Raw genomic sequence first — 23204 nt, 5'->3', positions numbered from 1 at the left:
TGTTAATACAGAGCCGGGATGGAAGGGGAACGATTCGCTTTCCTGCGGGGATGACGGCAAGCCTCCTCGAGCTGTCGCTCTGTGGGGTCTTGCCAGCCAATCCATTCCCGGGGGAGTCTCCTCGTTCCCCTTCCATCCCACCAATTGTTCACTGAAGTCCTTGTTCCCTAATGAGACCCTTCCTATATGTATTTATATTTGACCTCTATAAATAAAAAGAAAGACCCGATCAAATTCGAATGAATTGTCGGGTCATGCTTTTGGTTTAGCCTAGTAATTTTTTCAGGTGTTCTGCTTTATCGGTCTTTTCCCATGGGAATTCGATGTCTGTACGACCGAAGTGACCGTAAGCGGCTGTGTCACGGTAAATCGGACGACGAAGATCAAGCATTTTGATGATGCCTGCTGGGCGCAGGTCGAAAAGTTCGCGGATCTCAGCAACAAGCTTCTCTTCGCTTACTTTGCCGGTACCAAACGTGTTAACAGCAATGGAAACAGGCTGTGCTACTCCGATTGCGTAGGCAAGCTGCACTTCACAGCTGTCCGCAAGACCTGCTGCTACGATGTTTTTCGCTACATAACGAGCTGCATAAGCTGCGGAGCGATCGACCTTCGTCGCATCCTTCCCGCTGAATGCACCTCCACCATGACGAGCAATTCCGCCATACGTATCAACGATGATCTTTCGTCCTGTCAAACCTGCATCACCTTGTGGTCCACCAATGACAAAGCGGCCGGTAGGATTCAGGAAGTACTTCGTTTTGTCATCAATTAACGTTTCAGGAACGACTGCATCAATGACATGGGATTTCAAATCTTTTTTAATCTGGTCGAGTGTGATTTCTTCTGCATGCTGCGTAGAAATGACAATCGTATCCACACGCAATGGCTGATCATTTTCATCGTACTCGATCGTTACCTGTGTTTTTCCATCCGGACGTAAGTATTCCAAAGTTCCGTCTTTACGCACATCAGATAGACGCTTGGATAGCTTATGTGCAAGGGATACCGGCAACGGCATCAATTCATCAGTTTCATTGTTGGCGAATCCGAACATCAAACCCTGGTCCCCGGCGCCGATAGCTTCGATTTCATCATCGGTCATCGTACCTTCACGTGCTTCGAGTGCTTTATCCACTCCACCGGCGATATCCGGCGATTGTTCATCAATTGCAGTCAATACGGCACATGTATCTGCGTCGAAGCCGTATTTCGCACGAGTGTATCCGATATCGCGGATTGTCTGACGGACAATGCTCGGAATATCAACATACGTATTCGTGCTTATTTCTCCCGCTACAAGCACAAGACCAGTGGTAACCGTCGTTTCACAAGCTACCCGTGCATTCGGGTCATTTTTCAAGATTTCGTCTAAAATAGCATCAGAGATCTGGTCACAGATCTTATCCGGATGACCCTCCGTAACTGATTCTGATGTAAATAGTCGGCGATTTGCAGACATTTAACAAACTCCTCCTTTATGAGTTGACAAATATAATAGACGGAACTCTTCTCCAAGTAAGCTTCACGAAAAACTAACCTTCTCCTGCTGTTTTTGAGTATATGTCGCCAACGCAAACACGCTACAGGGCATTTGACATATACATAAGCAGTAGAGTTTTATAGGATATCAGGTGCACAAGGGCACACATTCAGTCATTTCCTTTAATAAAAAGAAAAATCCTTTCCTTCATTGAGGAAAGGGGTCCGTTTCCTTTCGCTCTTATCGTTCAAGGAGTTATCCTTGCTACAGGGTTAGCACCGTTTCACCTCACGTGATGGTTGCTGGGTTTCTTCGGGCCTGTTGTCCCTCCACCAACTCTGGATAAGAGAGTATCCGTTCGCTGTTTATCGTACCCAAATTGTCGTCTGATGTCAACGAAACCTCATCTGTCGTGAATATTGCATGCACCATTTTCGCATTTGTCTTTGAACATCCGATAACGGTTCTTCGCAATAAAGCGATAGAGCGGTTTACCGATCAAGCCTGCACCAGGGATGGAAGCGATCAGACCCAGCGGAAATGTTAGTGGGCATCTGGTCAGCATATAAGCTACCGCACCATAACCTGACAACTCTTTTCCAGAAGGTAAGATCACATGCAGTTCCCGCTTGATTGCAGCGCTTTTTTCTTCACTTATTGGAAATTGTCTTTCATAATGCTGAAGGGAGACCCAGTCGAATTTCCCGATCCAATCCAGCTTCTGAAAGATCCGCTTCGACTGCTGGCATAAATAACAATGACCATCATAAAGTACATGTGATTTCTGCATGTTTTCACCTCTGCTTTGTTTCATTATAATAGAAACGGGTAGTTGTAAAAAAAATATTTCAAAATCTGATATTAGTATGGATTATTGAGTTGAATGTGTTATACTAATAATCAGATTTTAACAGTACATGAATTCGCAAGTTTAAAATATGAATGCAAAGGCGGGTTATCGCAATGAGTACGATCAATCAATTGTCTCAATTATCCGAGCTATTACTACAGAAAAATATAAAAACGAACTTATCCGTTCCTCAATTAATTGAAAGCGTTTTAGAAAGAAATGAAGGCGTTCTCACAGCCACAGGTGCTGTGCGCGCAACTACCGGGACATACACTGGACGTTCTCCTCAGGATAAATTCATCGTCGAAGATGAAGTATCCAAAGATAAAGTAGACTGGGGAACCGTCAACCGATCCATAGATGAAGATGTCTTCTTAAAACTTTACCATAAAGTGGTCGACTACTTAAAAGAAAAAGAGGAAGTTTTCGTATTCAATGGTTTCGCAGGAGCGGATGCCAACTACCGACTTCCGATCAAGGTCGTGAACGAGTTTGCCTGGCATAACCTGTTTGCCCGTCAGATGTTCATCCGTCCTACTGAAGAAGAGCTGAATGAACACCAGTCGGAGTTCACGGTCGTTTCAGCACCGAACTTCAAGGCAGATCCTGAAGTGGATGGTACCCGTTCGGAAGCATTCATCATCGTATCTTTAAAGCATCGAATCGTCCTGATCGGTGGTACGGAGTATGCCGGCGAGATCAAAAAATCGATTTTCTCTGTGATGAACTACATCCTTCCTCAGAAGAACGTCTTGTCCATGCACTGTTCTTCAAACGTTGGAAATGAAGGAGATGTCGCCTTGTTCTTCGGTCTATCCGGCACTGGAAAGACAACCCTTTCCGCAGATCCATACCGTCGTTTGATCGGAGATGACGAACATGCATGGTCCAATAACGGTGTCTTCAATATCGAAGGCGGATGCTATGCAAAAACCATCAACCTGTCTCAGGAAAAAGAACCACAGATTTTTGATGCGATCCGTTTCGGATCTGTATTGGAAAACGTCGTTCTCGATGAAGATACGCGACTGCCTGATTATGATGATACGTCTTTGACTGAAAATACACGTGCCGCTTATCCGATCGATAATATTGATAATATCGTAATTCCTAGTGTAGCTGGTCACCCGAATACGATCATCTTCTTGACTGCTGATGCATTCGGTGTCCTGCCTCCAATCAGCAAATTGACGAAAGAGCAGGCGATGTACCACTTCCTTAGCGGCTATACAAGTAAGCTTGCAGGCACAGAGCGTGGAGTCACTTCACCAGAAGCGACATTCTCAGCATGCTTTGGATCTCCATTCCTGCCGCTTGCTCCTTCTACCTATGCAGAAATGCTCGGGGAGAAGATTGACCAGTTCAATTCGAATGTGTTCCTTGTTAACACAGGATGGACTGGAGGCGCTTATGGCGAAGGCAGCCGTATGAAGCTTTCCTACACGAGAGCCATGATCCACTCAGCTCTTGAGGGCGAGTTGAATAATGCTGAGACAACGCAGGACCCAATCTTCGGGCTTGAAATTCCGATGCACGTTCCAGGGGTACCTGATGATGTACTTGTTCCTCGTAAAACGTGGAACGATCCAGAAGCATATGATAAAAAAGCGAAAGAGCTTGCGATGAAGTTCCACGAGAACTTCGAGAAATTCACAAAAGCAAGTGATGAAATCGCATCTGCCGGCCCATCTTACCGAGGCTAGCACCTGAATATTGTTCCCCATCTCCAATATGAAATAGATGAAAAGCGGATGTTCCCACCAGGGAGCATCCGCTTTTTCTTTTTATGCATTTAAGAAGTTTGCTTGAGATAGGTGTGAAGGTTGGTTTAATTCTATTATGTGTGGGGTGTTAGGAAAACGGTGAGACTCCCGCGGTAATAGACTGGCTGGCAAGACCCCACAGAGCGATAGCTCGAGGAGGCTTGCCGCCATCACCGCAGGAAAGCGAATCGTTTTCCAAACACCCCAACTCCCCCTATCGAAATCCCCTTCTCCCCTTTCCTGATTTAGGCATTCACACATATTTTCCCTCCAACATAAGCTATCTTAGTGATTTGACCTTACTAAACAGGAGGAAGCTTCCGTATGAAAAAACTTAAAGTGATAGGAATTGCACTGTTAACCCTCTTTCTAACCGTTGCATTGAGCGCCTGTGGGCAGCAAACGACAAAATTGAAAGTAGCAGAAGTAACCCGCTCGATTTTTTATGCCCCGCAATATGTAGCGTTGGAGAAAGGTTTTTTTGAAGATGAAGGATTGGAAGTCGAGCTGACAACAACTTGGGGCGGAGATAAGACGATGACGACGCTATTATCTGATGGAGCAGACATTGCCCTTGTCGGTTCTGAAACCTCCATTTATGTGAAAGCAAGAGAAGCGAATGATCCCGTCATCAACTTCGCGCAGCTGACGCAGACAGATGGTACGTTCCTTGTCGCCAGAGAAGAAGTGACAGACTTCAAATGGGAAGACTTGAAGGGCAGCACCTTCCTTGGACAGCGTAAAGGCGGTATGCCACAGATGGTAGGAGAGTACGTGCTTAAACAGAACGGAATCGATCCCCAACAGGATCTAGAATTGATCCAAAATATTGATTTCGCCAATATACCAAGTGCATTTGCTTCAGGTACAGGTGATTACGTCCAGCTATTCGAACCAACTGCGAGTATCTTTGAAAAAGAAGGTGTCGGCCATATCATTGCCAGCTTCGGTGAGGAATCCGGTCATGTCCCATATACGGTATTCATGGCAAAAGCGAGCATGATCGACGAAGATGAGGAAGCGATCAAGAAGTTCACCCGTGCAGTCTATAAAGCTCAGAAATGGGTGGAAGAACAACCGGCTGAAGAGACAGCTAAGCTCATCCAGCCATATTTTGAAGATACGGAATTGGATTTGATCACGACTGTAGTTGACCGTTATAAGAGTCAAGGTTCTTTTGCAACTGATCCGATCCTCGATGAAGAAGAATGGAACAACTTGAAAGCAATCATGGATGAAGCAGGAGAATTGCCTGAGGATGTACCTCATGCTGACCTTGTGAATACAGAGATAGCGGAAGAAATCATCAACGAGTAGGAGGAATTCCAGTGTCCTTGCTGACCGTCAACCAAATTTCCCATCACTATTATACAAAACAGGACTATACAAAAGCGCTGGAAAATATCAGCTTCACCCTTGAGGATGGGGAATTCATCTCCATCCTCGGCCCTAGTGGCTGTGGTAAAACTACACTGCTTTCTATCATAGCCGGGTTGATTCCGCCTACAAGCGGGAAAATCGAGATCGATTCCTCCAATGGTGAAGCTAACACTGTCGACATGGGCTATATGCTCCAGCAGGACTATCTATTTCCATGGAAGACAATTAAAGAAAACGTCATGTTAGGTCCTAAAATTACGCATCAAGTGAATACAAAGATGGAACTGAGGGCGCTTGACTTACTGAAGGAAGTTGGTCTTGAGCCTACCGTCAATCATTATCCAGGAGAATTGTCAGGAGGAATGCGTCAGCGTGCTGCCCTGGCACGTACGCTAATCACTGAGCCAAAAATCCTGTTGCTCGATGAACCTTTCTCCGCCTTGGATTTCCAAACGAAGCTGCGGCTTGAGGATTTCGTCTCGGGATTGCTGAAACAGTATGAAAAGGCAGCGATCCTGGTCACCCATGATATCAGCGAGGCCATTGTCATGAGCGACCGCATCATCCTGCTGAAAGCGAGGCCGGGAGAAATCAAACAGATTTTCACTGTACCGTCCGACCTTCGTGAACTCCCCCCTTTCCAAGCGAGACAGCATCCCTCCTTCCAAGGAATCTTTGATGAAATTTGGAAGGAGATGAGCGCGCTTGAAACAGAAAAAATCTGACTTAGAACTGCATCAGGAATACCTTGGCAGACTGAAGAAAGAAACCTATACGGTCCGTTTTTGGCAGTTGGCGATTCTGTTCATTTTCTTTGTACTGTGGGAGCTTACAAGCAGGTTCAGATTAATTGATCCATTGTTATTCAGTTCTCCTTGGAAGATCGGTCAAATGTTCTTTGATAAAGTCGGAGATGGTTCGTTGTGGGTCCATGTGCAGGTCACTTTATTTGAAACGATTGCAGGATTCATCCTCGGTACGATTGCCGGAATCGTACTGGCAGCGCTTCTTTGGTGGTCTGAACGCTTTTCGAAAATCATGGACCCGTATCTCGTCATATTGAACGCGATGCCTAAAGTTGCATTAGGACCGATCATCATCGTCGCTCTTGGACCTGGGTACCTGTCAATCATTGCAATGGGTGCGATCATTTCTGTGATTATTACGACTTTAGTCGTCTATGCATCTTTCAAAGGCATTGATAGAAATTATCTCAAAGTGCTGCAAAGTTTCGGGGCAACGAAGTGGCAGTGCTTCAGGGAAGTGATTTTCCCGGCCTCCTTCCCAACGATGATTTCCACTTTGAAAGTGAATGTAGGTTTGTCATGGGTTGGGGTCATCGTCGGTGAATTCCTTGTTTCAAAGCAAGGTCTTGGATACTTAATCATCTACGGGTTCCAGGTCTTCGACTTTACACTGGTCCTCTTCAGTCTCATGTTCATCGCAATCTTTGCTGCGATCATGTACCAGCTGGTCGAGCGATTGGAAAAGAAGCTGATCAAGTACTGAGTGATAAGCATGAAAAAAGCAAGCAGGGTGCGTACCTGCTTGCTTTCTTATAACTTCAATTCATTGATTTGAGCGAGACTGTTCGGCAGGACGCCGTCTTTCATCATGAAGCTGTATTTTGCATTTTGCTTCAGATTTTCAGGCAGTTCCTCCAGAAGTACAGGGCCATGCGTTTCAAAGTAGGTCTCCTGCTGCTCCAGTTCTTTGATTCTGGCAAAATAGATGTTTTTTATGATCTTTCCACCTTTGCCATCTACGAAATATTGGCCAATGTACGTGAGGGCTTCAATCGTCGCACCTGTTTCTTCTTTCACTTCTCGAATTGCTGCTTCCCTTGCTGTTTCCCCTTGTTCCACTTTTCCTCCAGGAAACTCCAGTCCCCGGTCCTTATGATGGGTAAGTAACCATTTCCCTTCATATTGGCAAATGATCCAGACATGCTTAGGTGCCTTGGAAAAAGGGTGGTCATCAAATGAAAGCTTGACCACATTGCTATAGTAATCCTTGAATGTTTTCATCTCATTTCAACTGCCTTTTACTCTGCATCGTAGTATTACAAATGTTCAATCCGGGTGATCTTCCACGCTCCATCATATTCAAAGTCGATTTGGATGGTGTATTCACCATAAAGTTCACTTTTATTCGTCTGCTTTATACGGAAATGACGATCATCTAGTTTGATGTTATCATAAGGTGCTTCATTTACAAACCATGGAGGTGTTTCGGTAGGACGGATATACAATCCTTCCTGGTCTTCTTTATAGTAATAATCTACATAGGTTCGGGCAACCTCTATGCTTGAATAAGGTTCAAAATCACTAAGTAACGAGTCTTTAGAATCATAGTTCTTCACTTTATTCGCTTCATCGACAGGTTGAACGAGCTGATTCATGAAGCCTTCTGTAAGCTCCACAATCAGTTCATGGTCAAGTTGTTCGACTTCTTTCGACTCATTTTCCCTTTCCTTATGAACATCACCTTGTAAAGGCTCTTTTTTATCTTGTATAGTTAAGTCAGCCTTAGAATGAAGTGCTATGTCTTGCGGACTTTCCGCATTTATCCCAGTGTCACTATTAATCGTGATGGTTAACATTGCGATCAGGAATAGCATTCCGTAGCGTAGGTGCTTCGTCTTTTTGTCGTAATTTCTCATCTTTATCCCCCTTTGAAGAAGGCTTTCATAAGGTAGTATTCCTTTATGAAAAACCCCATAAACGTCTATCGGCAAAGCGGTTGGAAATGAAACTTTACGACTACAACAATCAAATAGGAGGAAATGCAATGAAGAAATGGACTTTCACTACTTTTATGCTTCTGGCTTTGATCGCTCTATCAGCATGCAGCAAGACAGAATCAGAGGAAGCAGGAGAACTCTTCCAAAAGGCAGTCAAAGCAAGCGAAAAATTGGAAAGCTTCCACATGGAGGCAACGATGGACCAGGAGATCACGATGGAAGGAATGGAAGACTTCCCCGGCATGAACACTACCACAAGCCTGTCCTCTGACATTCAAGTGGAACCCTCAGCGTTTCATCAGACGATGGAGATGATGGGGCAGAAAATAGAGATGTATTATACAGAAGAGGCTCTATACCTCAATGAATCAATGAACGGGGAAACCAAATGGTATAAAGCCCCTGAAAAATTACTGGAAGATCTTAATCAGATGGGGAACATGCAGCAAAATCCCAGTGAACAGATGGAATTGCTTAAGGAATACTCAGAAGACTTCTCCCTAGAGAATAAAGAAGACTCCTACATACTTACCTTTGATGCTGAAGGTGAAAAAGTCAACAAATTGGTCCAGGCAATCATGAAAGAAAATCTCCCTGAAGGTCAGTTCAATGAAGAAATGTTTGAAGGGCTTACGACGAATCAGCTATCTTTCAACTATACGATTGATAAGGAAAAATACTATCCTGAGAAACTTGATATGGAACTCGAAATCGAACTTGAAGAAAATGGTGAACGTACAACCATCAATCAAAAAATCAATGCTGTGTACAGCAAGTTCAATCAAGTGAAGAATATTAAAGTACCAGATGAAGTGATGGAACAGGCCGAGGAACTACCAGGCTTAGGTCATGAGTGAATATCAGGAACACAAAAAAGCGGTGAGGCTGGATGCCTCACCGCTTTTAATCGTCTTGGGTATATTCTTCGAGCACACCCATACTCTCGATATGGTGCTTCGTCGTCTCATCGCCTAGATCATGCAGCATACGAAACGCTCTTTTCATCCCTTCGTCATATTCATCATTCGACTTATCCTTATGATAAGGACGGGCAGGCACATGAGACCTGTAGAAACTCCATTCATCTGCGATATACATTTCATCGAAAACCGTCCTTAATTCGATGATTTCTTCCGGTGTGGCCTGGATGATGAAGTCATCATTATTTGCATCATGGTTGAGGGAAATTTCCTGGGTGCCCAAATTCACATAATACTTCTCTTTTTCCATACAATCACTCCTCACTCTGCCCTTAGGTTATACAGACTGAGGGAAAACCATGCGATATATGAAAAAAATATCCCCACGGCTGCTTTTAGCAACGGTGAGGACATGTTTTGCAGTATCCGCTGGATTCGTTCTTGCGATAGGTGAGACAGCAATACTTCCGTTCTCGTTTGCCTGTCGGTTTCTTCGTTTGATACTGGAAGTAAAAGAATGGATTTTCCTCTTCTCCGAAAACGTCGCCATCAAATTCATTCAGCATCATATGGAAGTCATCACGGATTCTGGCTAATTGCTCACCCTCGAATAGTTTCTGTGCCTCGAGCTCATAGAACCAGTATAAATAAATCGCGAAGTTCTCCCATAACACGTTCATTGATAATCGAGTCATTTGATTCAAATGAAGGAATAGCGGCCTTACATTCTGTTTGAATAACGTTTCTAGACTGTTCTTTACCCATTCTCTTCGCTCACCTTCACCAGGTGTGCTGACAGTCTTATCGATCAATTCGAATTTAGGAAGCCACTTTTTCGCTTCATCCATTCGGACAAATCGAAAATTTTCAAAGCGTACATCAGGGAATTTATCGAAAGCAGACATTAACGCGAGTGGCCCAGTCACCATGTAATAAGCATAACGCTTTGCAAATATAGAAGCTGTCGTCAGCATCAGCTCAGATTCCATAAATACATGTATGCGGTCCAGCACGTGTTGAAGATCCTGTTTCGTTTCTAACTGACTTCCATCTACAATTTCAAGGGGCTGCTGCCCTTGATAAGCCATCGAGAGATAGCGGAAATGATCGTCCAGAAAAGCTTCTTCTGCTGGTGTCAATTTTTGCATCATGCTCACCTCAATATCCATCTATCCTAGTCTATGTTACCGGACAAATTTCTTTCCTATTCAAGTGTAAAAGGATGGATGTACGGTGTCAATGAATATGATAATCATTTTCATTTGTGAAAAGTGAACGACTCGGTAGTAATATAGTCGAGGTATTCATAATCAATATTGAAACCGATACCAGGCTTTTCAGGCACAGCAATACTGCCTTTTTCAACAAACACTTCAGGTTGGATGAGATCTCGCTCCCAAAACCTTGAGGAAGAAGATATATCCCCAGGAATTGAAAAGCCCGGCAGGCTGGCAAGTGCAATGTTGTGAGCCCGTGAAATTCCACTCTCGACCATCCCACCGCACCATACAGGCACGTTCGATTCAACGCAAAGGTCATGGATGGCAATCGCTTCCGAAAGGCCTCCTACCCTGCTTGCTTTAATATTGATAATCCGACAACTATCCATCGAGAGCGCTTGGAATGCATCATCATAACTTGAAATCGATTCATCTAGACAAACCGGAGTGTCCATTTCTTTCTGCAGCGTTTGGTGCAAATAGAAGTCTCCAGGACGGAACGGCTGCTCAATCATTTGTAAATGCAGTTCATCCAAGGCTTTCAGATGAGACAGATCCTCTTGCTGGTAGACTCCATTACCATCAATCATCAAAGGTATTCCCTGGGAAAGTTCCTGAATTTTCAACAGCATCTTTTTTTCATCATATTTGTTCACTTTCACTTTAAACCGTTGGTATCCTTCTTGAAGATAGCCTTCTAGCACATCTTCCAAGTCATCCGTCAGACTGATGACAACTCCTGTCTCCACGGCTTCTCTGGTGCCGCCAATCAGCTTACTCAAACTGACATTTTTCTGTTTAGCATACAAATCCCATAGGCTTGCTTCAAGCCCTGCTTTTGCCATTTGGTTTCCCTGGAAACCGCTTAACCGATCAGGAAGTTCCTTAGGGTGGGAGATGTCCGCCCAATGGACAGCAGGAAGGAATATGTCCGTAAGCATATGCCATGCAGTAGTGATCGTTTCAGCTGTATAAAAAGGGGTGGAGAAGGCTGTTACTTCCCCATACCCCGTTGTTCCCTCACAGTCAGCTGTTTCGATGATAATGAGTTCACGCTCTTTAACAGAACCAGCGTGGGTCACAAACGGTTTTTTCAATGGCATACGGATTCTGCGCAATGTCACCGACTCAACGTTCATTCTTCCCCCTCCATTTCCGAAAGGAGGTCCACTAATTTTCTACGGAGGATTTTCTTCGAAGCATTCCTTGGTACCTCTTCGAGAAAATGGACGGTCGTAGGTACCTTGTATTTCGCGAGCCTCCGTTTACAATGGCTGATGACTTCCTCTTCACCTAAATGGGCATGTTCTTCTTTCACCACGAAAGCAACGGGCACTTGTCCCCATTGAGAATCTGGCTTTCCGATGACCCCAGCCTCCACTACTTCTTTCAACTCCGTAACTACACTTTCGATTTCCGCCGGATAGACATTTTCTCCTCCGGAAATGATCAGATCCTTTCTACGATCCACTACAAAAAGGAACCCATCTTCATCGAGGTATCCGAGGTCTCCAGTAGACAGCCATCCATCGTTGAATGTCTCTAAATTAGCCTCAGGTCTTTTATAATAGCCTTTAGTGACCATTGGTCCCTTCACCTTGATTTCGCCAACCTCACCAACCACACATGCAGTCTGATGATTTTCAATTTTCAACTGAGCGGTGCTCAGTGCTTTGCCTGCTGATCCTGTTTTTTGCAATGCAACCCCTGGTGACAGTGTGGCAACTTGAGATGAGGTCTCGGTCATCCCGTAGGTTTGATAAACAAGTATCTCTTTCTCTTTTGCCTGCTCCAGTAAATGAAGTGGGGCAGGACCTCCACCAAGCAGCATCCCACGAAAATGGTCAGGATACCCGCCACCACCAAGCTCTTTCAACATGCGCTCCATCATGAGGGAAACGACCGAAATCATCGTCACACCTTGATGCTTTATCGCATGATTAACCGCGCGCTCATCGAAATCTTCCACTAGATAGATCGGCATGCCATACAATGCGCTTTTTATAACGGAAGAGAATCCACTTACGTGGAACATCGGTAAACAGACAAGCCACTTATCGTTCGGTGAAAGCCCCAAGTTCAATGCGGAGGAAACCGCACTATGCCAATGATTCCCATAGGTCAGCTGTACACCTTTCGGTTTGCCTGTCGTTCCGGATGTATATAGAATCGTGAACAATTGATCGAGTTCCAATTCAGTTACAACATCAATCGTTTTTTCGAATGGTTGAATTTCATCATAGGTGAGCAGATGATACGGAGGAATACCCGTACCCTCCATGGAATTCCTACCCTTATCCTTTAGTGCAGTATTCGTGATCAGGTAAGTCGCTTCTGAGTCTTTTAACTGGAAGGAGATTTCTGATGGAGTGAGTCGGGTATTCAATAACACAATGACCGTTCCAATATAACTTAATGCATGTATGGTTATGATCATATCCACACAGTTGGAGGATAGGACTCCTACATGGCTCCCCTTCTTAATACCGTGTTCAGCGAAGTAGGAAGCGTACATTCTGCTCTTCTCATTCAGTTCTTGGAAGGTCAGGCTCTGGCCATCAGCTGTCTGTACAGCAATATCTTCCGGTTTTAAAAATGCCTGCTTATCCAGCCAATGTGGAATCACGTCACTCAAAGCTACCCCTCCTTCAAATTTTATTATGTTTTTCTTAATGTGAGGGTGATTGATAGTGATTTCGAGAACACATACGGTATAGGACGTTTGGGAAGGGCGAGACTCCCGTGGGAGAAGGAGCTAGGCTAGACCCCACAAGGCGAAGCCTGAGGAGGCTTGGCAGTTCCCCCACAGGAAAGCGAGTCCTTCCCAAACGTCCTTAACACTTAAACCATCTCGAAATCATAAAAGTCACTTTAGGAAACTCTTTTGGTTAGCAAAACATGAATGTAAAATGAGTAAAGCATCAGGCCTTGCTGGTGGGCATGGCCTGATGCTTCAATAGTTTTATTCAGCTTCAAACGATCAAGGGAACCTTGGGAACTGTTTGAAGTCCGGTTTTCTCTTTTCTTTGAATGCGTCACGGCCTTCTTTAGCTTCATCTGTCGTGTAGTAAAGAAGTGTCGCGTCTCCACCCATTTGCTGCAGGCCGGCAAGTCCGTCTGTATCTGCATTGAAGGATGCTTTCAGGAAGCGAAGAGCAGTCGGTGATTTCTCAAGCATTTCAGAACACCACTGAACCGTTTCTTCTTCCAATTTCTCTAATGGTACAACTGTGTTGACCATTCCCATATCCATCGCTTCTTTAGCCGAATACTGGCGGCATAGGAACCAAATTTCACGAGCTTTCTTGTGCCCTACCATACGTGCAAGCAGTCCAGCACCATATCCGGCATCAAAGCTTCCGACTTTAGGGCCGGTCTGACCGAAGATAGCGTTATCCGCAGCAATCGTCAAGTCACAGACGATATGTAGTACATGTCCGCCACCAATTGCATAACCGGATACCATTGCTACAACCGGTTTAGGGATGACACGGATCAGACGCTGTAAATCAAGTACATTCAGACGTGGAATCTGGTCATCTCCTACGTATCCGCCATGACCACGCACTTTCTGGTCTCCACCAGCACAGAATGCATCATCGCCAGCACCGGCAAGCACGATTACACCAATATTGGAATCATCACGAGCCCATGCAAATGCATCAATCAATTCAGTAACCGTCTTTGGACGGAACGAATTACGTACTTCCGGACGATTGATTGTGATTTTTGCAATTCCATCATACGTTTCATAAAGTATATCTTCGTATTTACGTTCGTTTACCCATTCAATTGCCATGAATGTATCCTCCTTTATAGCGATTTCACTTTCCTATTGTACCATGAATTTGTTGACATGTTCAGCAAAAACTCGTGGGGTTTCTACATGGACCGCATGGCCGACGCCTGGAACGACATGCATTTCAGCTTGTTTCAGTTCATCCAGCATCCTTTTGTTGATACGGACGAACTTATCATCGAGTTCCCCGACGATCAGGCAAGTAGGTAATTCCAGTTCTCCGAGCTTCGACCACCATGAAGGCTGCACGCCCGTTCCTACACTGCGAAGCGATGCTGCTAAACCTGCAGCTGACTGATCGATGCGTTCTTTTCTCACTTTTTCACGCACATCGGGTGGCAGCTGCTTCTGGGTCCGGAAAAGCGGGATGTTTTCCCAGTAACTGACGAATGCTTCGATTCCTTCTTTTTCGATGAACTGCGCAAGTGTCTCATCCTTTGCCTGACGAGCCAGTTGTTCCTCTGTAGAGTCAAGGCCCGGGGAGGCGCTTGCAAGGACAAGCTTATCGACAAGCTCAGGGTGAGTGACTGCAAAGGACAGGGCTGTTCTGCCTCCCATAGAATATCCGACAAGGGAGGTCCGATCGACCCCTAACTGTTGAAGCAATTGGGCCAATTCCTCACACAGCGCTTCCATCGTATCAGGCATTCCATTGTGACTGGTGGTGCAGCCGTGTCCGGGAAGATCGACTACAATTTTGCGATAATCATCACGGATATAGGGCAACACCGTTTCCCAAGTCTTTGAGCTGGAAGTGAAGCCATGCAAAAAGACGATCGGCTCTCCTTCACCGCTCTCCTCAACCCAATAGCTTGTACCATTTACCTCATAGAACAATTCAATCAACCTTCCAGTTGCTGTATAAGCATTTCTTCAATCGTCTTCCATTTAGCTTTATGGAAGGAAACATTATCTGCCTTGTTGGTCCTTACCTCGACGACATGCAGACCTTCCCCATGATAGCTTGCACGGACTGCGTTATCGAATGCATCCCAGTTGTCGACAGAATGATAGCTTCCATCGTAGAGTTCAACTGCTTTTTTGAAATCAAGCCCCATAGGCGTCTCAAAGAGCGACTGGAAATGCTTCGGATGAGCTGCCTGTGGAAGATAGGAGAAGATTCCCCCGCCATCATTGTTAATGAGTACGACAGTAAGATTCAATCCATATTGTTTAGCTGCCATCAACCCGTTCATATCATGAAAAAACGATAAGTCACCGATCAGCAGTGTCACCGGTTTACCGTACACTCCTGCTCCAAGCGCAGCAGATGTTACCCCATCTATTCCATTCCCGCCTCGATTTGCCATGATGGCGATATTCTTAGGAGTTGTCATGAAAAAGGTATCGACATCTCTGATTGGCATGCTGTTACCAGCAAACAGGATCGATTCTTCCGGCATAAGAGACGACAGTTCTGACACGACATGTCCTTCATTCAACTCGCGGTCACTCTTCGTCAGAAGAAAATCTTTTGCCGTACGATTCATCGACTGCCACTTTTCCAGCCATTCTCCAGAGCTTTTATGTTGTTCATCCATTGAAGAGCTCAACATTTCACATAAATTTGTGCTATCCCCGTAGAGGAACGTCGTTTGTGTTCCGGATGGTTCTCGGTAGCCTGCTTCGGATTCGACAACGATTTGGTTCGTTTCATCCAAAGTCTGCAGCCATTGCAAATATGCTTTAGATATAGGCATAGCACCGAAGCGGATGATGAAATCCGGACGGAGAGCCTCTTTCAATCTTTTTGACTTCAGGATGGCATCGTACGTTTCAATGATGTTCGCTTTACCATGTTGCCCCGCACGTATGCCTGACAATGGATCAGCAAGTACCGGAAGATTACACTTTGTAGCAAGTTCATCGACAGAGGCTCCTAAAGCCGGATCGGTTTGCGGTCCAACTACGAGAAGGCCGTTATGTTTACCGTCCAATTGTTTAAGAAGCCATTCAACTTCCTGTTCACCAAGTTTCCGTTTCCCTGTAAGAGGCGGTTCAATCGCCAGCGGCTTCCATAATTCTGAAAGTGTAAAGTCAGGTACTAACGGCTCTCTCAGCGGGATGTTGATGTGAACAGGACCGCTATTCCCATGCTCCGCCTCGTGGACAGCACGAGCAGCGGTTCGTGCAGCATAGTTAAGCATGGATGGCTGTGCCTCAGGTAACGCAAGATCATGAAACCATTTCACATAATCTCCATACAGCTTAATCTGTTCAATTGCCTGAGGTGCTCCAGTATCACGCAATTCATGAGGCCGATCAGCGGTCAGGACAACCAAAGGAATTCTACTGTAATAGGCCTCTACGATTGCAGGATAGTAATTTGCTGCAGCCGTCCCGGACGTACATATCAAGGCAACCGGCAGTTGCTGCTCTTTCGCGATACCTAAGGCAAAGAAACCTGCAGAACGTTCATCGAGATTCACCCAATGATTGACTTCAGGGTGTTCAGCGCATGTCATCGCAAGTGGCGTCGACCTTGATCCTGGTGAAATGACTACATCCTTCAAGCCGGCTTCAACTAGACTTTGAATGAATGCAGCAATATATCGTGTCATTGTTTCAGTGTGGTCCATGGTGCTCCTCCTAAGACTGACAGCATCGGCATGAGCTTGACTGCTGTTTCTTCATATTCATCCTCCGGAATAGAGTCTTTTACGACTCCACAGCCGGAAAATAGGGACGCTCGATCCTTACGTAACAATGCGGAACGGATGGCAACGGCGAACTCACCATTCTGCCTTGAATCGAACCAGCCTACTGGACCAGCGTACCAGCCTCGATCCAACTGTTCTTTTCCCCTGATATAATCGACGGCATCAGCAGACGGCAACCCGCCAAGCGCAGGTGTAGGGTGCAGCCTTGAAACGACATCGAGCAACGTATGCTCTTCGTTCAACTTCGCATGTACAGGCGTGTACAAATGCTGCAAATTTTTCAGAGGATATAAAACCGGATGTTCCGGAATATCCACTTCCTCACTGCAAGCCTCCACGGCGTCGCGTATCATTTGCACAACGTATCCATGCTCTTCAAGGTTCTTTTCATCGTTCAATAACGATTCACCTAAAAGTCGATCTTCCTCGTCCGTAGCTCCTCTTGGCACTGTTCCTGCAAGACATGCTGAAGTGAGCTCACGGTTTTCAACCTTCACGAGCCGTTCAGGTGTGGCACCTACGAAATAATCGCCATCACTCTCGATCGCGAACAGATAACTGTTGGACTGGGAATCCTCCAGGTGCTGCAGAACTTGAGCAGGATCGATTTTTTCATCAAATACCAACTGCAGCTCTCGCGCTAAGACAACTTTGTCCAGCTTACCGTTAAGAATATCTTCAGTAGCCTTCTTTACGGATTGCTTCCACTCTTCCGGATCGATTTCTTCCTTTGCGATTATTTCCGGGGGAATAAAGTCGTGACTTGTCGCAGAAAGGAGACGTTCACGATCCTGGTCCCATTGGAACTTCAGCTGTTCTTTATGATCATCAGGAAACACGAGCGCATTGATTGTAAAATAATGCTCGCTCCCATTTTTAGTCAGCAAATAGGAAGGAACGGTCATCTGGTGGTCAGGAAAGTTCTTCCACAGCTCTGTTCTTTTTTTCTTAGGATCGAAACTGAATCCTCCAAGTGCTACAGGTCCTGTACCTTTCTGATCGTACTGATCATAGACGACTGCTTCTTCCATCAATGATTTCCATTGATTCTCTAATTCTGTGAATCTATCTCCCTTGCTCGCCCGTAGACGCGTGACACTACCGACGCCAGCAATGACAACATCCCCTTCCGCACTTTTCCAAAATGTACGGTGGTCAGCAATCGTTGTTCCTTCTGCATAGAAAAGAAAGGGATCGATCGGATCTATTTTTTCAACGAGGCTGATCAGCTGAGGTTCACTGGTACGCACCGCCTCCGTCAATACCTGTTGAATTACTTCATCGCGTGTTGCATTTTTCGTTAAAATCATAGGGTTCCCTCCTGAAAATCAGGAATGTTATTATTTTGAAATAAAAAGTCACAAGACCATTATAATAAACCCTTTGGAAAAACGACAGTCATAGCCATTCCAAAAGGCTCCTCCTCTATTTTATTCCCTTTTCCGCTCCGACTCAAGAAAGGCTTACTTCCTATTGATTCCAATCACTGATATTGACACGATTTCCCTGTTTCCATACACTTAAGATTGATTAGTATCACTACCGTTACAAGATGAAGGAGAAAAAGATCATGAACCCTGCACAACCTAACATTAAATCATCGCTGAATGAAAAAGAAGGATTCCAGGTTTGGTGGCGACTTTTACGTCCCCATACACTGACGGCCGCATTCGTACCCGTCTTTGTTGGAACCATGCTGGCTGCACTCGATGGAAACGTCGACCTTCCATTGTTTGCTGCAATGCTGCTCGCTTCCTTGCTCATTCAGGCAGCAACCAATATGTTCAATGAATATTATGACTTCAAACGCGGCCTTGATAATGAACAGTCAGTCGGAATAGGTGGCACAATCGTACGTGATGGTATCTCACCTCGAACAGTCCTTGGACTTGCACTAGGATTCTTCGGTATTGCAATGCTTCTAGGAATCTATATTTGTGCATCCTCCAGCTGGTGGATTGCTGGGATCGGCTTGGTCTCCATGCTTTTCGGCTACTTGTACACAGGCGGACCATACCCAATCGCTTATACACCATTCGGAGAAATTGTTGCCGGCTTTTTCATGGGTACAGTCATCATTGGCATCAGCTATTATATCCATTTACTTCAAATCACCGCTACTGTACTCTGGGTATCCATACCTGTAGCCATCTTCGTAGGTGCAATCCTGCTTGCAAATAACATCAGAGATTTGGATGGGGATAAGAAAAACGGGAGAAAGACGATTGCAATCCTGCTTGGAAGAAAAAATGCGATTTATTTTCTGGCGACAATGTTCGTACTTGCTTACGGGCTGACAATTGTATTCATTGCAGTTGGAATGCTGCCATTGTGGAGTCTGCTGACATTGCTGAGCATCAAGAAAGCCATCAAAGCAGTGAAAGGTTTTATAGGAAAGTCGATGCCACTTGAAATGATGCCTGCTATGAAAGCCACTGCACAGACCAACACAATTTACGGAGCTTTGCTCGGCTTATCATTACTGATTCAATTATATTTTCCTCTCTGAGATCAGCGGCACACCGATGCCGCTTTTTTCATATCTGATTACAACGCATACCTCCCCTCACCCATGTTTTAAGATACATATCTGGGGAAATACTTACAAAAGGATGATGAACGATGGAACTATCTTTTTCCAACACGATGATGGAAGCACTGGGAATGGAAGTTGTCACACTAGAAAAGGATAAAGTCGTGATGACGATGCCTGTCAATGCTTCGACCCACCAGCCACTTGGCTATCTGCACGGTGGCGCGAATGTAGCATTGGCTGAATCAGCAGCGAGCATCGGTGCTGTAGCGAATATCGACCTCCAGACCCACCGCGCTTTCGGACTTGAAATCAATGCCAACCACATCAAAAGTAAGCGAGACGGTTTGGTGACCGCAACCGCCTTACCTGTACACATAGGCAGGAATACAATGGTGTGGACGATCGAAATCACGGATGAAGAGAACGTATTGCTTTGCACATCGCGTTGTACGATTGGAGTAGTTCCTGTAAATAATTCCTGAAACAGGGAGGAGACTTCACAATGTTATCCGATAAACAATTGCAGCAATTCAAAGAGAAACTTGTAACCATGAAAAAAGAAACAGAGGCCGAACTAGAGGACTATCACAATGATGAAGCCAAAGAAACTTATCAGAACGATGAAACTGGTGAATTATCCAGTGTTCAGGATCACCCCGCTAATTCCGGTACAGATCAATTCGAACGTGCGAAAGAGCAGACCTTTTATGAACAGGCACGTGAACGAATGATGGATATCGAAGATGCATTGAAGAAAATTGAAGAAGGCACCTATGGTAAAAGTGAAAAATCAGGAAAAGAAATTCCACTTGAGCGTTTGGAGGCAATGCCTACAGCCCGCTATACTGTGGAAGAACAAGAAGAAATGGAAAAAGAGTAAGGAATGTGGCTCAGGCCACTTCCTTACTCTTTTTTATTGGCTTTTTATTAGGTTACGTTCAATCGTTTCTGTCTCATCCATGGCTGGAGTTTCGCAAATAATGGTACGAACAATAGCGCAACAATGATCCCTTTCAATGCATTGAAAGGCAGGATTGCAGCAACTACGGTCACCCATTTCACCTGGGCGCTCATCGTCTCCCAGCCCATGAACCAGCTATACGCAGGCAATATGATGAAATAGTTCAACACTGACATTCCCAGTGCCATGACAACCGTTCCAGTAACAAGCCCGGAAACTAATCCTTTCGTGCTCTTCACTTTATGGTAGAGCATAGCTACTGGTACGACGAATAAGACTCCTGCTGCAAAATTCGCAACAACCCCAACTGGGTCACCCGCACCTGTGTAGATGAGATATAACAAATTCTTCAATCCCTCTACGATTACTCCGGCTGCCGGTGTGAACAGGATGGCAGCAATCAATGCCGGCACTTCACTAAAATCCACTTTTAAATACTGCGGCAGAAACGGCAGTGGGAAGTTCAGGAACATCAGTACCATCGACATTGTTCCGAAAATAGCTAAAACGATCAACTTGAATAACTTTGATGATTGGTTCATCATCGATCTCTCCCTTCATCTTCAGCTCCGATTCACATCCCGATGAAGGTGAGCGAAAAGCTTCCGTCTATTCTTTTTCATTAAAAAACCCGATGCGCTTATTACGCTTCGGGGGAGTTTAATAAATGAAGTCATAGGAAACTAGAGGTACGTTAAGGTACCTTCTTTTCACTCGACATCTTCTCCCATCCAGACTGTAACTGTCGGTCCCGGATTTTCACCAGGTCCACCGCTCGGCAAAGCCTCACGGGTCACGGACTAAGGGCATTACACCCATCACCGTCGGTCGGGAATTTCACCCTGCCCCGAAGATGGAATCGATATTATGCTGTACCACTATTTTATACCTAACTCTATGAATCTACAATACTTTTGCTTGAAAAAATGAATGGTTGTTCATTTTATAGGCATTTCAATAGATGTACTTATCATATGGCTCAAGTGAAAATTGGTTACCGATACCAGCTTTCATTGAATTCCAACTGAAGGAGTTTTCCATATGTAATCGCAAAATCAATGAATGCAGCACCTTTGGCAGTGACGATATTACCATCTTGGACAGTTGGTGCATCGATATAGTTATCCTCCTGGAATGTGCCTAGAAACATTCTCTGTTCTTCGGTCAGTCCTGTCGTATAACGATACCCATCCAAAAGTCCACTCATTGCTAAGAAATAAGGGGCGCTTGAAATTGCCCCGATCGGCATGTTTTCTTTTTGGACATGTTTCAAAAAATCGATCAACCCTTGATGACCGACCAGATGCTGGAAATCTTCCACTCCAGGAAGAACGACACTGTCCAGTTCATCAATAGGTAAGTCAGAGACCTTGGATTGTGTCACACACGTCAATCCAGCTTCCCCCTGCACAGTAGTGCTGTCCAAGCCGATGTATCTTACAGGTTTATTACCTTGGCTCAGAACAGAAAGCAATACAGATAGTTCGTATTCGCTGAATCGTTGATAAAGGATGATTCCTGTGTACATAAAACCCCTCCTACCCCAGGCTTCTTTCAAACAGAATCATATCAAGTGCACGAATGCCATTTTCATAAATCGGTTCGGGGTACTGAAGGAAAAAGTCCTTTATCACACCCGTCATCCGGAAACCTGCCCGCTGGTAGAAAGCTAGATTTTCAATACTTGAATTTGCCGTACCTACCCTCAACGTTTCATAACCGGCATTGTTGTAGTACGTACAAGCGTAATCAATGGCCTTTTTCCCGATACCTTTTCCACGAAATGCTTCCTTGATTGCAATATTCTTAAGTTCTATCGTGTGAGAATCAACAGGTATATAGAGCATAACTCCAGCCACTTCTCTTTGAATGCCGAGCGCGAACAAGTCTCCAAGGTCAATATAGGGCTTGATGATTTCAGGAGATTCGTCTGCCATCAGTAAATAAGGCAAATAAGGTAGCCTTTCTCCCTCAGGTATCTCAGTAAAGTTCAGTTCCACTTGTGCTCCAACTTTCTGTTTATTATTCCTCCGTCTGCCATGTATCATCGATCCGGTCAGCATAGAAAAGCAGCGCCTGCTTGTATTTCAGGATCCACGGGTCAGTGTTATCCTGATTTAATATGACAGAGAATAACAACTGCAGAGACGCTTTATTTTTATGTAAGTTGTACTTCGTCATTGCCATAAACGCCTTCATCGCCGCGTTTTCCGGGTGCTTTTTCAATCCTTCTTCCAATAGCTGCTCCGCCTTCTCATACATACCGATACAACGGTAACTGCTTCCTAACTGTATGTATGCCTGCTGTTCCACTTCATTCTCCAATCCGATTTTCAATGCGTCTGAATAATGGCGAATCGCTTCTCTTTCAAACCCACACGCATCATGGGCAGAAGCGATTTGGAAACGGACATTTGCATCATCAGGATGGGATTCCAGCAAATCAATAATATGTACATGTGCTTGTTCCAAATCGTCTGTTTCCAATATCTCCTTCAGTCGCTTCATCCTTGTTCACCTTCTCGAAATGGACGTTTTTCCAAATCCTGAAACAAACCGAGTCGGTTTCCATAAGGATCCTCAAATGAAAGCCATGCAGCTGGTACTCCTTCTCTTGTGTTGACAGCTTCTAATTCAAGATTCAACTGGTCCATCAATCTGGAACGTTCTTTTTTAATATTCTCGACACCAAGCCTCAACGGACCACTACCTTCCGCTGGTTTCCCTTTTGCGACCTGGAGCCAAGTCCCTTCTACCATTTCCCATTCCGCAAAGTCTTCGTGCGGAATAAAATCCGGTTTCCTGTTGAAAAGCAGCCGATACCATCGAATACCTTCTTCAAAATCTGTTACCCTTACTTGAAAAGTGATTCCCGTCAAGCTTGCCATC

25 protein-coding genes and 2 riboswitches are annotated in these 23204 nt (G+C 44.9%); of the genes, 8 read left to right on the top strand and 17 right to left on the bottom strand.

The window, feature by feature from the left end; all coding sequences use genetic code 11:
• Positions 1 to 265: 265 nt before the first annotated feature.
• Positions 266 to 1462, bottom strand: a complete 1197-nt coding sequence (gene metK, locus ACFQ2J_RS15320; protein ID WP_386062394.1) for a methionine adenosyltransferase — start codon at positions 1460 to 1462, stop codon at positions 266 to 268.
• A 258-nt stretch (positions 1463 to 1720) separates the two neighbouring features.
• Positions 1721 to 1832, bottom strand: a riboswitch (SAM riboswitch).
• A 54-nt stretch (positions 1833 to 1886) separates the two neighbouring features.
• Entirely contained in the window at positions 1887 to 2273 is a 387-nt protein-coding gene (locus ACFQ2J_RS15315) for a thiol-disulfide oxidoreductase DCC family protein (RefSeq protein ID WP_386062391.1), read from the bottom strand.
• A 173-nt stretch (positions 2274 to 2446) separates the two neighbouring features.
• Between ACFQ2J_RS15315 and pckA the strand changes: the two genes are divergently transcribed.
• From pckA to ACFQ2J_RS15295, 4 genes are all read left to right on the top strand, one after another.
• The gene (pckA, locus tag ACFQ2J_RS15310; RefSeq protein ID WP_386062388.1) at positions 2447 to 4036 is read left to right on the top strand and encodes a phosphoenolpyruvate carboxykinase (ATP); all 1590 of its coding nucleotides are present in this window, start codon (positions 2447 to 2449) and stop codon (positions 4034 to 4036) included.
• Between the two features lie 384 nt (positions 4037 to 4420).
• Positions 4421 to 5413: an ABC transporter substrate-binding protein gene (locus tag ACFQ2J_RS15305; protein ID WP_386062385.1), complete on the top strand. Its 993-nt coding sequence runs from the start codon at positions 4421 to 4423 to the stop codon at positions 5411 to 5413.
• 11 nt (positions 5414 to 5424) lie between these two features.
• A complete protein-coding gene (locus ACFQ2J_RS15300; protein WP_386062382.1) occupies positions 5425 to 6201 on the top strand; it encodes an ABC transporter ATP-binding protein in 777 nt (258 codons plus the stop codon).
• Positions 6182 to 6985, top strand: a complete 804-nt coding sequence (locus ACFQ2J_RS15295; RefSeq protein WP_386062379.1) for an ABC transporter permease — start codon at positions 6182 to 6184, stop codon at positions 6983 to 6985. The genes ACFQ2J_RS15300 and ACFQ2J_RS15295 overlap by 20 nt, the downstream gene beginning before the upstream one ends.
• A gap of 47 nt (positions 6986 to 7032) precedes the next feature.
• Here ACFQ2J_RS15295 and ytkD read toward each other — a convergent pair whose 3' ends face one another.
• Together ytkD and ACFQ2J_RS15285 are read right to left on the bottom strand one after the other, a co-directional pair.
• Complete coding sequence (ytkD, locus tag ACFQ2J_RS15290) at positions 7033 to 7503, bottom strand: RNA deprotection pyrophosphohydrolase (protein WP_386062377.1); 471 nt, start codon at positions 7501 to 7503, stop codon at positions 7033 to 7035.
• Positions 7504 to 7538: 35 nt separating this feature from the next.
• On the bottom strand, positions 7539 to 8138 hold the full coding sequence (locus ACFQ2J_RS15285; RefSeq protein ID WP_386062374.1) for a hypothetical protein: 600 nt from the start codon (positions 8136 to 8138) through the stop codon (positions 7539 to 7541).
• A gap of 128 nt (positions 8139 to 8266) precedes the next feature.
• Between ACFQ2J_RS15285 and ACFQ2J_RS15280 the strand changes: the two genes are divergently transcribed.
• Complete coding sequence (locus tag ACFQ2J_RS15280; protein ID WP_386062371.1) at positions 8267 to 9076, top strand: DUF6612 family protein; 810 nt, start codon at positions 8267 to 8269, stop codon at positions 9074 to 9076.
• Between the two features lie 46 nt (positions 9077 to 9122).
• On the opposite strand, the gene ACFQ2J_RS15275 is transcribed toward ACFQ2J_RS15280, so the two are convergent.
• From ACFQ2J_RS15275 to ACFQ2J_RS15240, 8 genes are all read right to left on the bottom strand, one after another.
• Positions 9123 to 9449 (bottom strand): hydrolase, encoded by a 327-nt coding sequence (locus tag ACFQ2J_RS15275; protein WP_386062369.1) that lies wholly within the window; start codon positions 9447 to 9449, stop codon positions 9123 to 9125.
• A gap of 85 nt (positions 9450 to 9534) precedes the next feature.
• Positions 9535 to 10287: an IucA/IucC family C-terminal-domain containing protein gene (locus ACFQ2J_RS15270; protein WP_386062366.1), complete on the bottom strand. Its 753-nt coding sequence runs from the start codon at positions 10285 to 10287 to the stop codon at positions 9535 to 9537.
• 110 nt (positions 10288 to 10397) lie between these two features.
• Positions 10398 to 11498, bottom strand: coding sequence for an o-succinylbenzoate synthase (menC, locus tag ACFQ2J_RS15265; RefSeq protein WP_386062363.1), 1101 nt, complete (start codon positions 11496 to 11498; stop codon positions 10398 to 10400).
• Entirely contained in the window at positions 11495 to 12985 is a 1491-nt protein-coding gene (locus tag ACFQ2J_RS15260) for an o-succinylbenzoate--CoA ligase (protein WP_386062529.1), read from the bottom strand. The genes menC and ACFQ2J_RS15260 overlap by 4 nt, the downstream gene beginning before the upstream one ends.
• A gap of 354 nt (positions 12986 to 13339) precedes the next feature.
• The gene (menB, locus tag ACFQ2J_RS15255) at positions 13340 to 14158 is read right to left on the bottom strand and encodes a 1,4-dihydroxy-2-naphthoyl-CoA synthase (protein ID WP_386062359.1); all 819 of its coding nucleotides are present in this window, start codon (positions 14156 to 14158) and stop codon (positions 13340 to 13342) included.
• A gap of 33 nt (positions 14159 to 14191) precedes the next feature.
• Entirely contained in the window at positions 14192 to 14995 is an 804-nt protein-coding gene (gene menH / locus ACFQ2J_RS15250; protein WP_386062356.1) for a 2-succinyl-6-hydroxy-2,4-cyclohexadiene-1-carboxylate synthase, read from the bottom strand.
• A gap of 5 nt (positions 14996 to 15000) precedes the next feature.
• Entirely contained in the window at positions 15001 to 16737 is a 1737-nt protein-coding gene (gene menD / locus ACFQ2J_RS15245; RefSeq protein ID WP_386062354.1) for a 2-succinyl-5-enolpyruvyl-6-hydroxy-3-cyclohexene-1-carboxylic-acid synthase, read from the bottom strand.
• A complete protein-coding gene (locus tag ACFQ2J_RS15240; protein WP_386062351.1) occupies positions 16716 to 18128 on the bottom strand; it encodes an isochorismate synthase in 1413 nt (470 codons plus the stop codon). The genes menD and ACFQ2J_RS15240 overlap by 22 nt, the downstream gene beginning before the upstream one ends.
• Positions 18129 to 18388: 260 nt before the next feature.
• On the opposite strand from ACFQ2J_RS15240, the gene ACFQ2J_RS15235 reads away from it, so the two are divergent.
• The 3 genes from ACFQ2J_RS15235 to ACFQ2J_RS15225 all read left to right on the top strand — a co-directional run bounded on the left by ACFQ2J_RS15235 (position 18389) and on the right by ACFQ2J_RS15225 (position 20234).
• On the top strand, positions 18389 to 19327 hold the full coding sequence (locus ACFQ2J_RS15235) for a 1,4-dihydroxy-2-naphthoate polyprenyltransferase (protein ID WP_386062348.1): 939 nt from the start codon (positions 18389 to 18391) through the stop codon (positions 19325 to 19327).
• A 113-nt stretch (positions 19328 to 19440) separates the two neighbouring features.
• Positions 19441 to 19836, top strand: coding sequence for a hotdog fold thioesterase (locus ACFQ2J_RS15230; protein WP_386062345.1), 396 nt, complete (start codon positions 19441 to 19443; stop codon positions 19834 to 19836).
• Positions 19837 to 19856: 20 nt separating this feature from the next.
• Positions 19857 to 20234, top strand: a complete 378-nt coding sequence (locus ACFQ2J_RS15225) for a TraR/DksA C4-type zinc finger protein (protein ID WP_386062342.1) — start codon at positions 19857 to 19859, stop codon at positions 20232 to 20234.
• Positions 20235 to 20281: 47 nt separating this feature from the next.
• Here the strand turns inward: ACFQ2J_RS15225 and ACFQ2J_RS15220 are convergent, their stop codons facing one another.
• The 5 genes from ACFQ2J_RS15220 to ACFQ2J_RS15200 form a co-directional block, all read right to left on the bottom strand.
• The gene (locus ACFQ2J_RS15220; protein WP_386062339.1) at positions 20282 to 20860 is read right to left on the bottom strand and encodes an ECF transporter S component; all 579 of its coding nucleotides are present in this window, start codon (positions 20858 to 20860) and stop codon (positions 20282 to 20284) included.
• A gap of 170 nt (positions 20861 to 21030) precedes the next feature.
• Positions 21031 to 21174: riboswitch (FMN riboswitch) on the bottom strand.
• Positions 21175 to 21309: 135 nt separating this feature from the next.
• The gene (locus ACFQ2J_RS15215) at positions 21310 to 21843 is read right to left on the bottom strand and encodes a DJ-1/PfpI family protein (protein ID WP_386062336.1); all 534 of its coding nucleotides are present in this window, start codon (positions 21841 to 21843) and stop codon (positions 21310 to 21312) included.
• Positions 21844 to 21853: 10 nt separating this feature from the next.
• A complete protein-coding gene (locus ACFQ2J_RS15210) occupies positions 21854 to 22378 on the bottom strand; it encodes a GNAT family N-acetyltransferase (RefSeq protein WP_386062334.1) in 525 nt (174 codons plus the stop codon).
• Entirely contained in the window at positions 22338 to 22823 is a 486-nt protein-coding gene (locus tag ACFQ2J_RS15205) for a tetratricopeptide repeat protein (protein WP_386062331.1), read from the bottom strand. The genes ACFQ2J_RS15210 and ACFQ2J_RS15205 overlap by 41 nt, the downstream gene beginning before the upstream one ends.
• A complete protein-coding gene (locus ACFQ2J_RS15200) occupies positions 22820 to 23203 on the bottom strand; it encodes a VOC family protein (RefSeq protein ID WP_386062329.1) in 384 nt (127 codons plus the stop codon). Before ACFQ2J_RS15200 ends, ACFQ2J_RS15205 begins: the two co-directional genes overlap by 4 nt.
• Between the last annotated feature and the right edge of the window lies 1 nt (position 23204).

The organism is Thalassobacillus hwangdonensis, from assembly GCF_042675915.1.
Lineage (GTDB): Bacteria > Bacillota > Bacilli > Bacillales > Halobacillaceae > Thalassobacillus_A > Thalassobacillus_A hwangdonensis.
The sequence above is the reverse complement of the archived record's forward strand: the minus strand, read 5'-3'. Positions and strand labels throughout refer to the sequence as shown.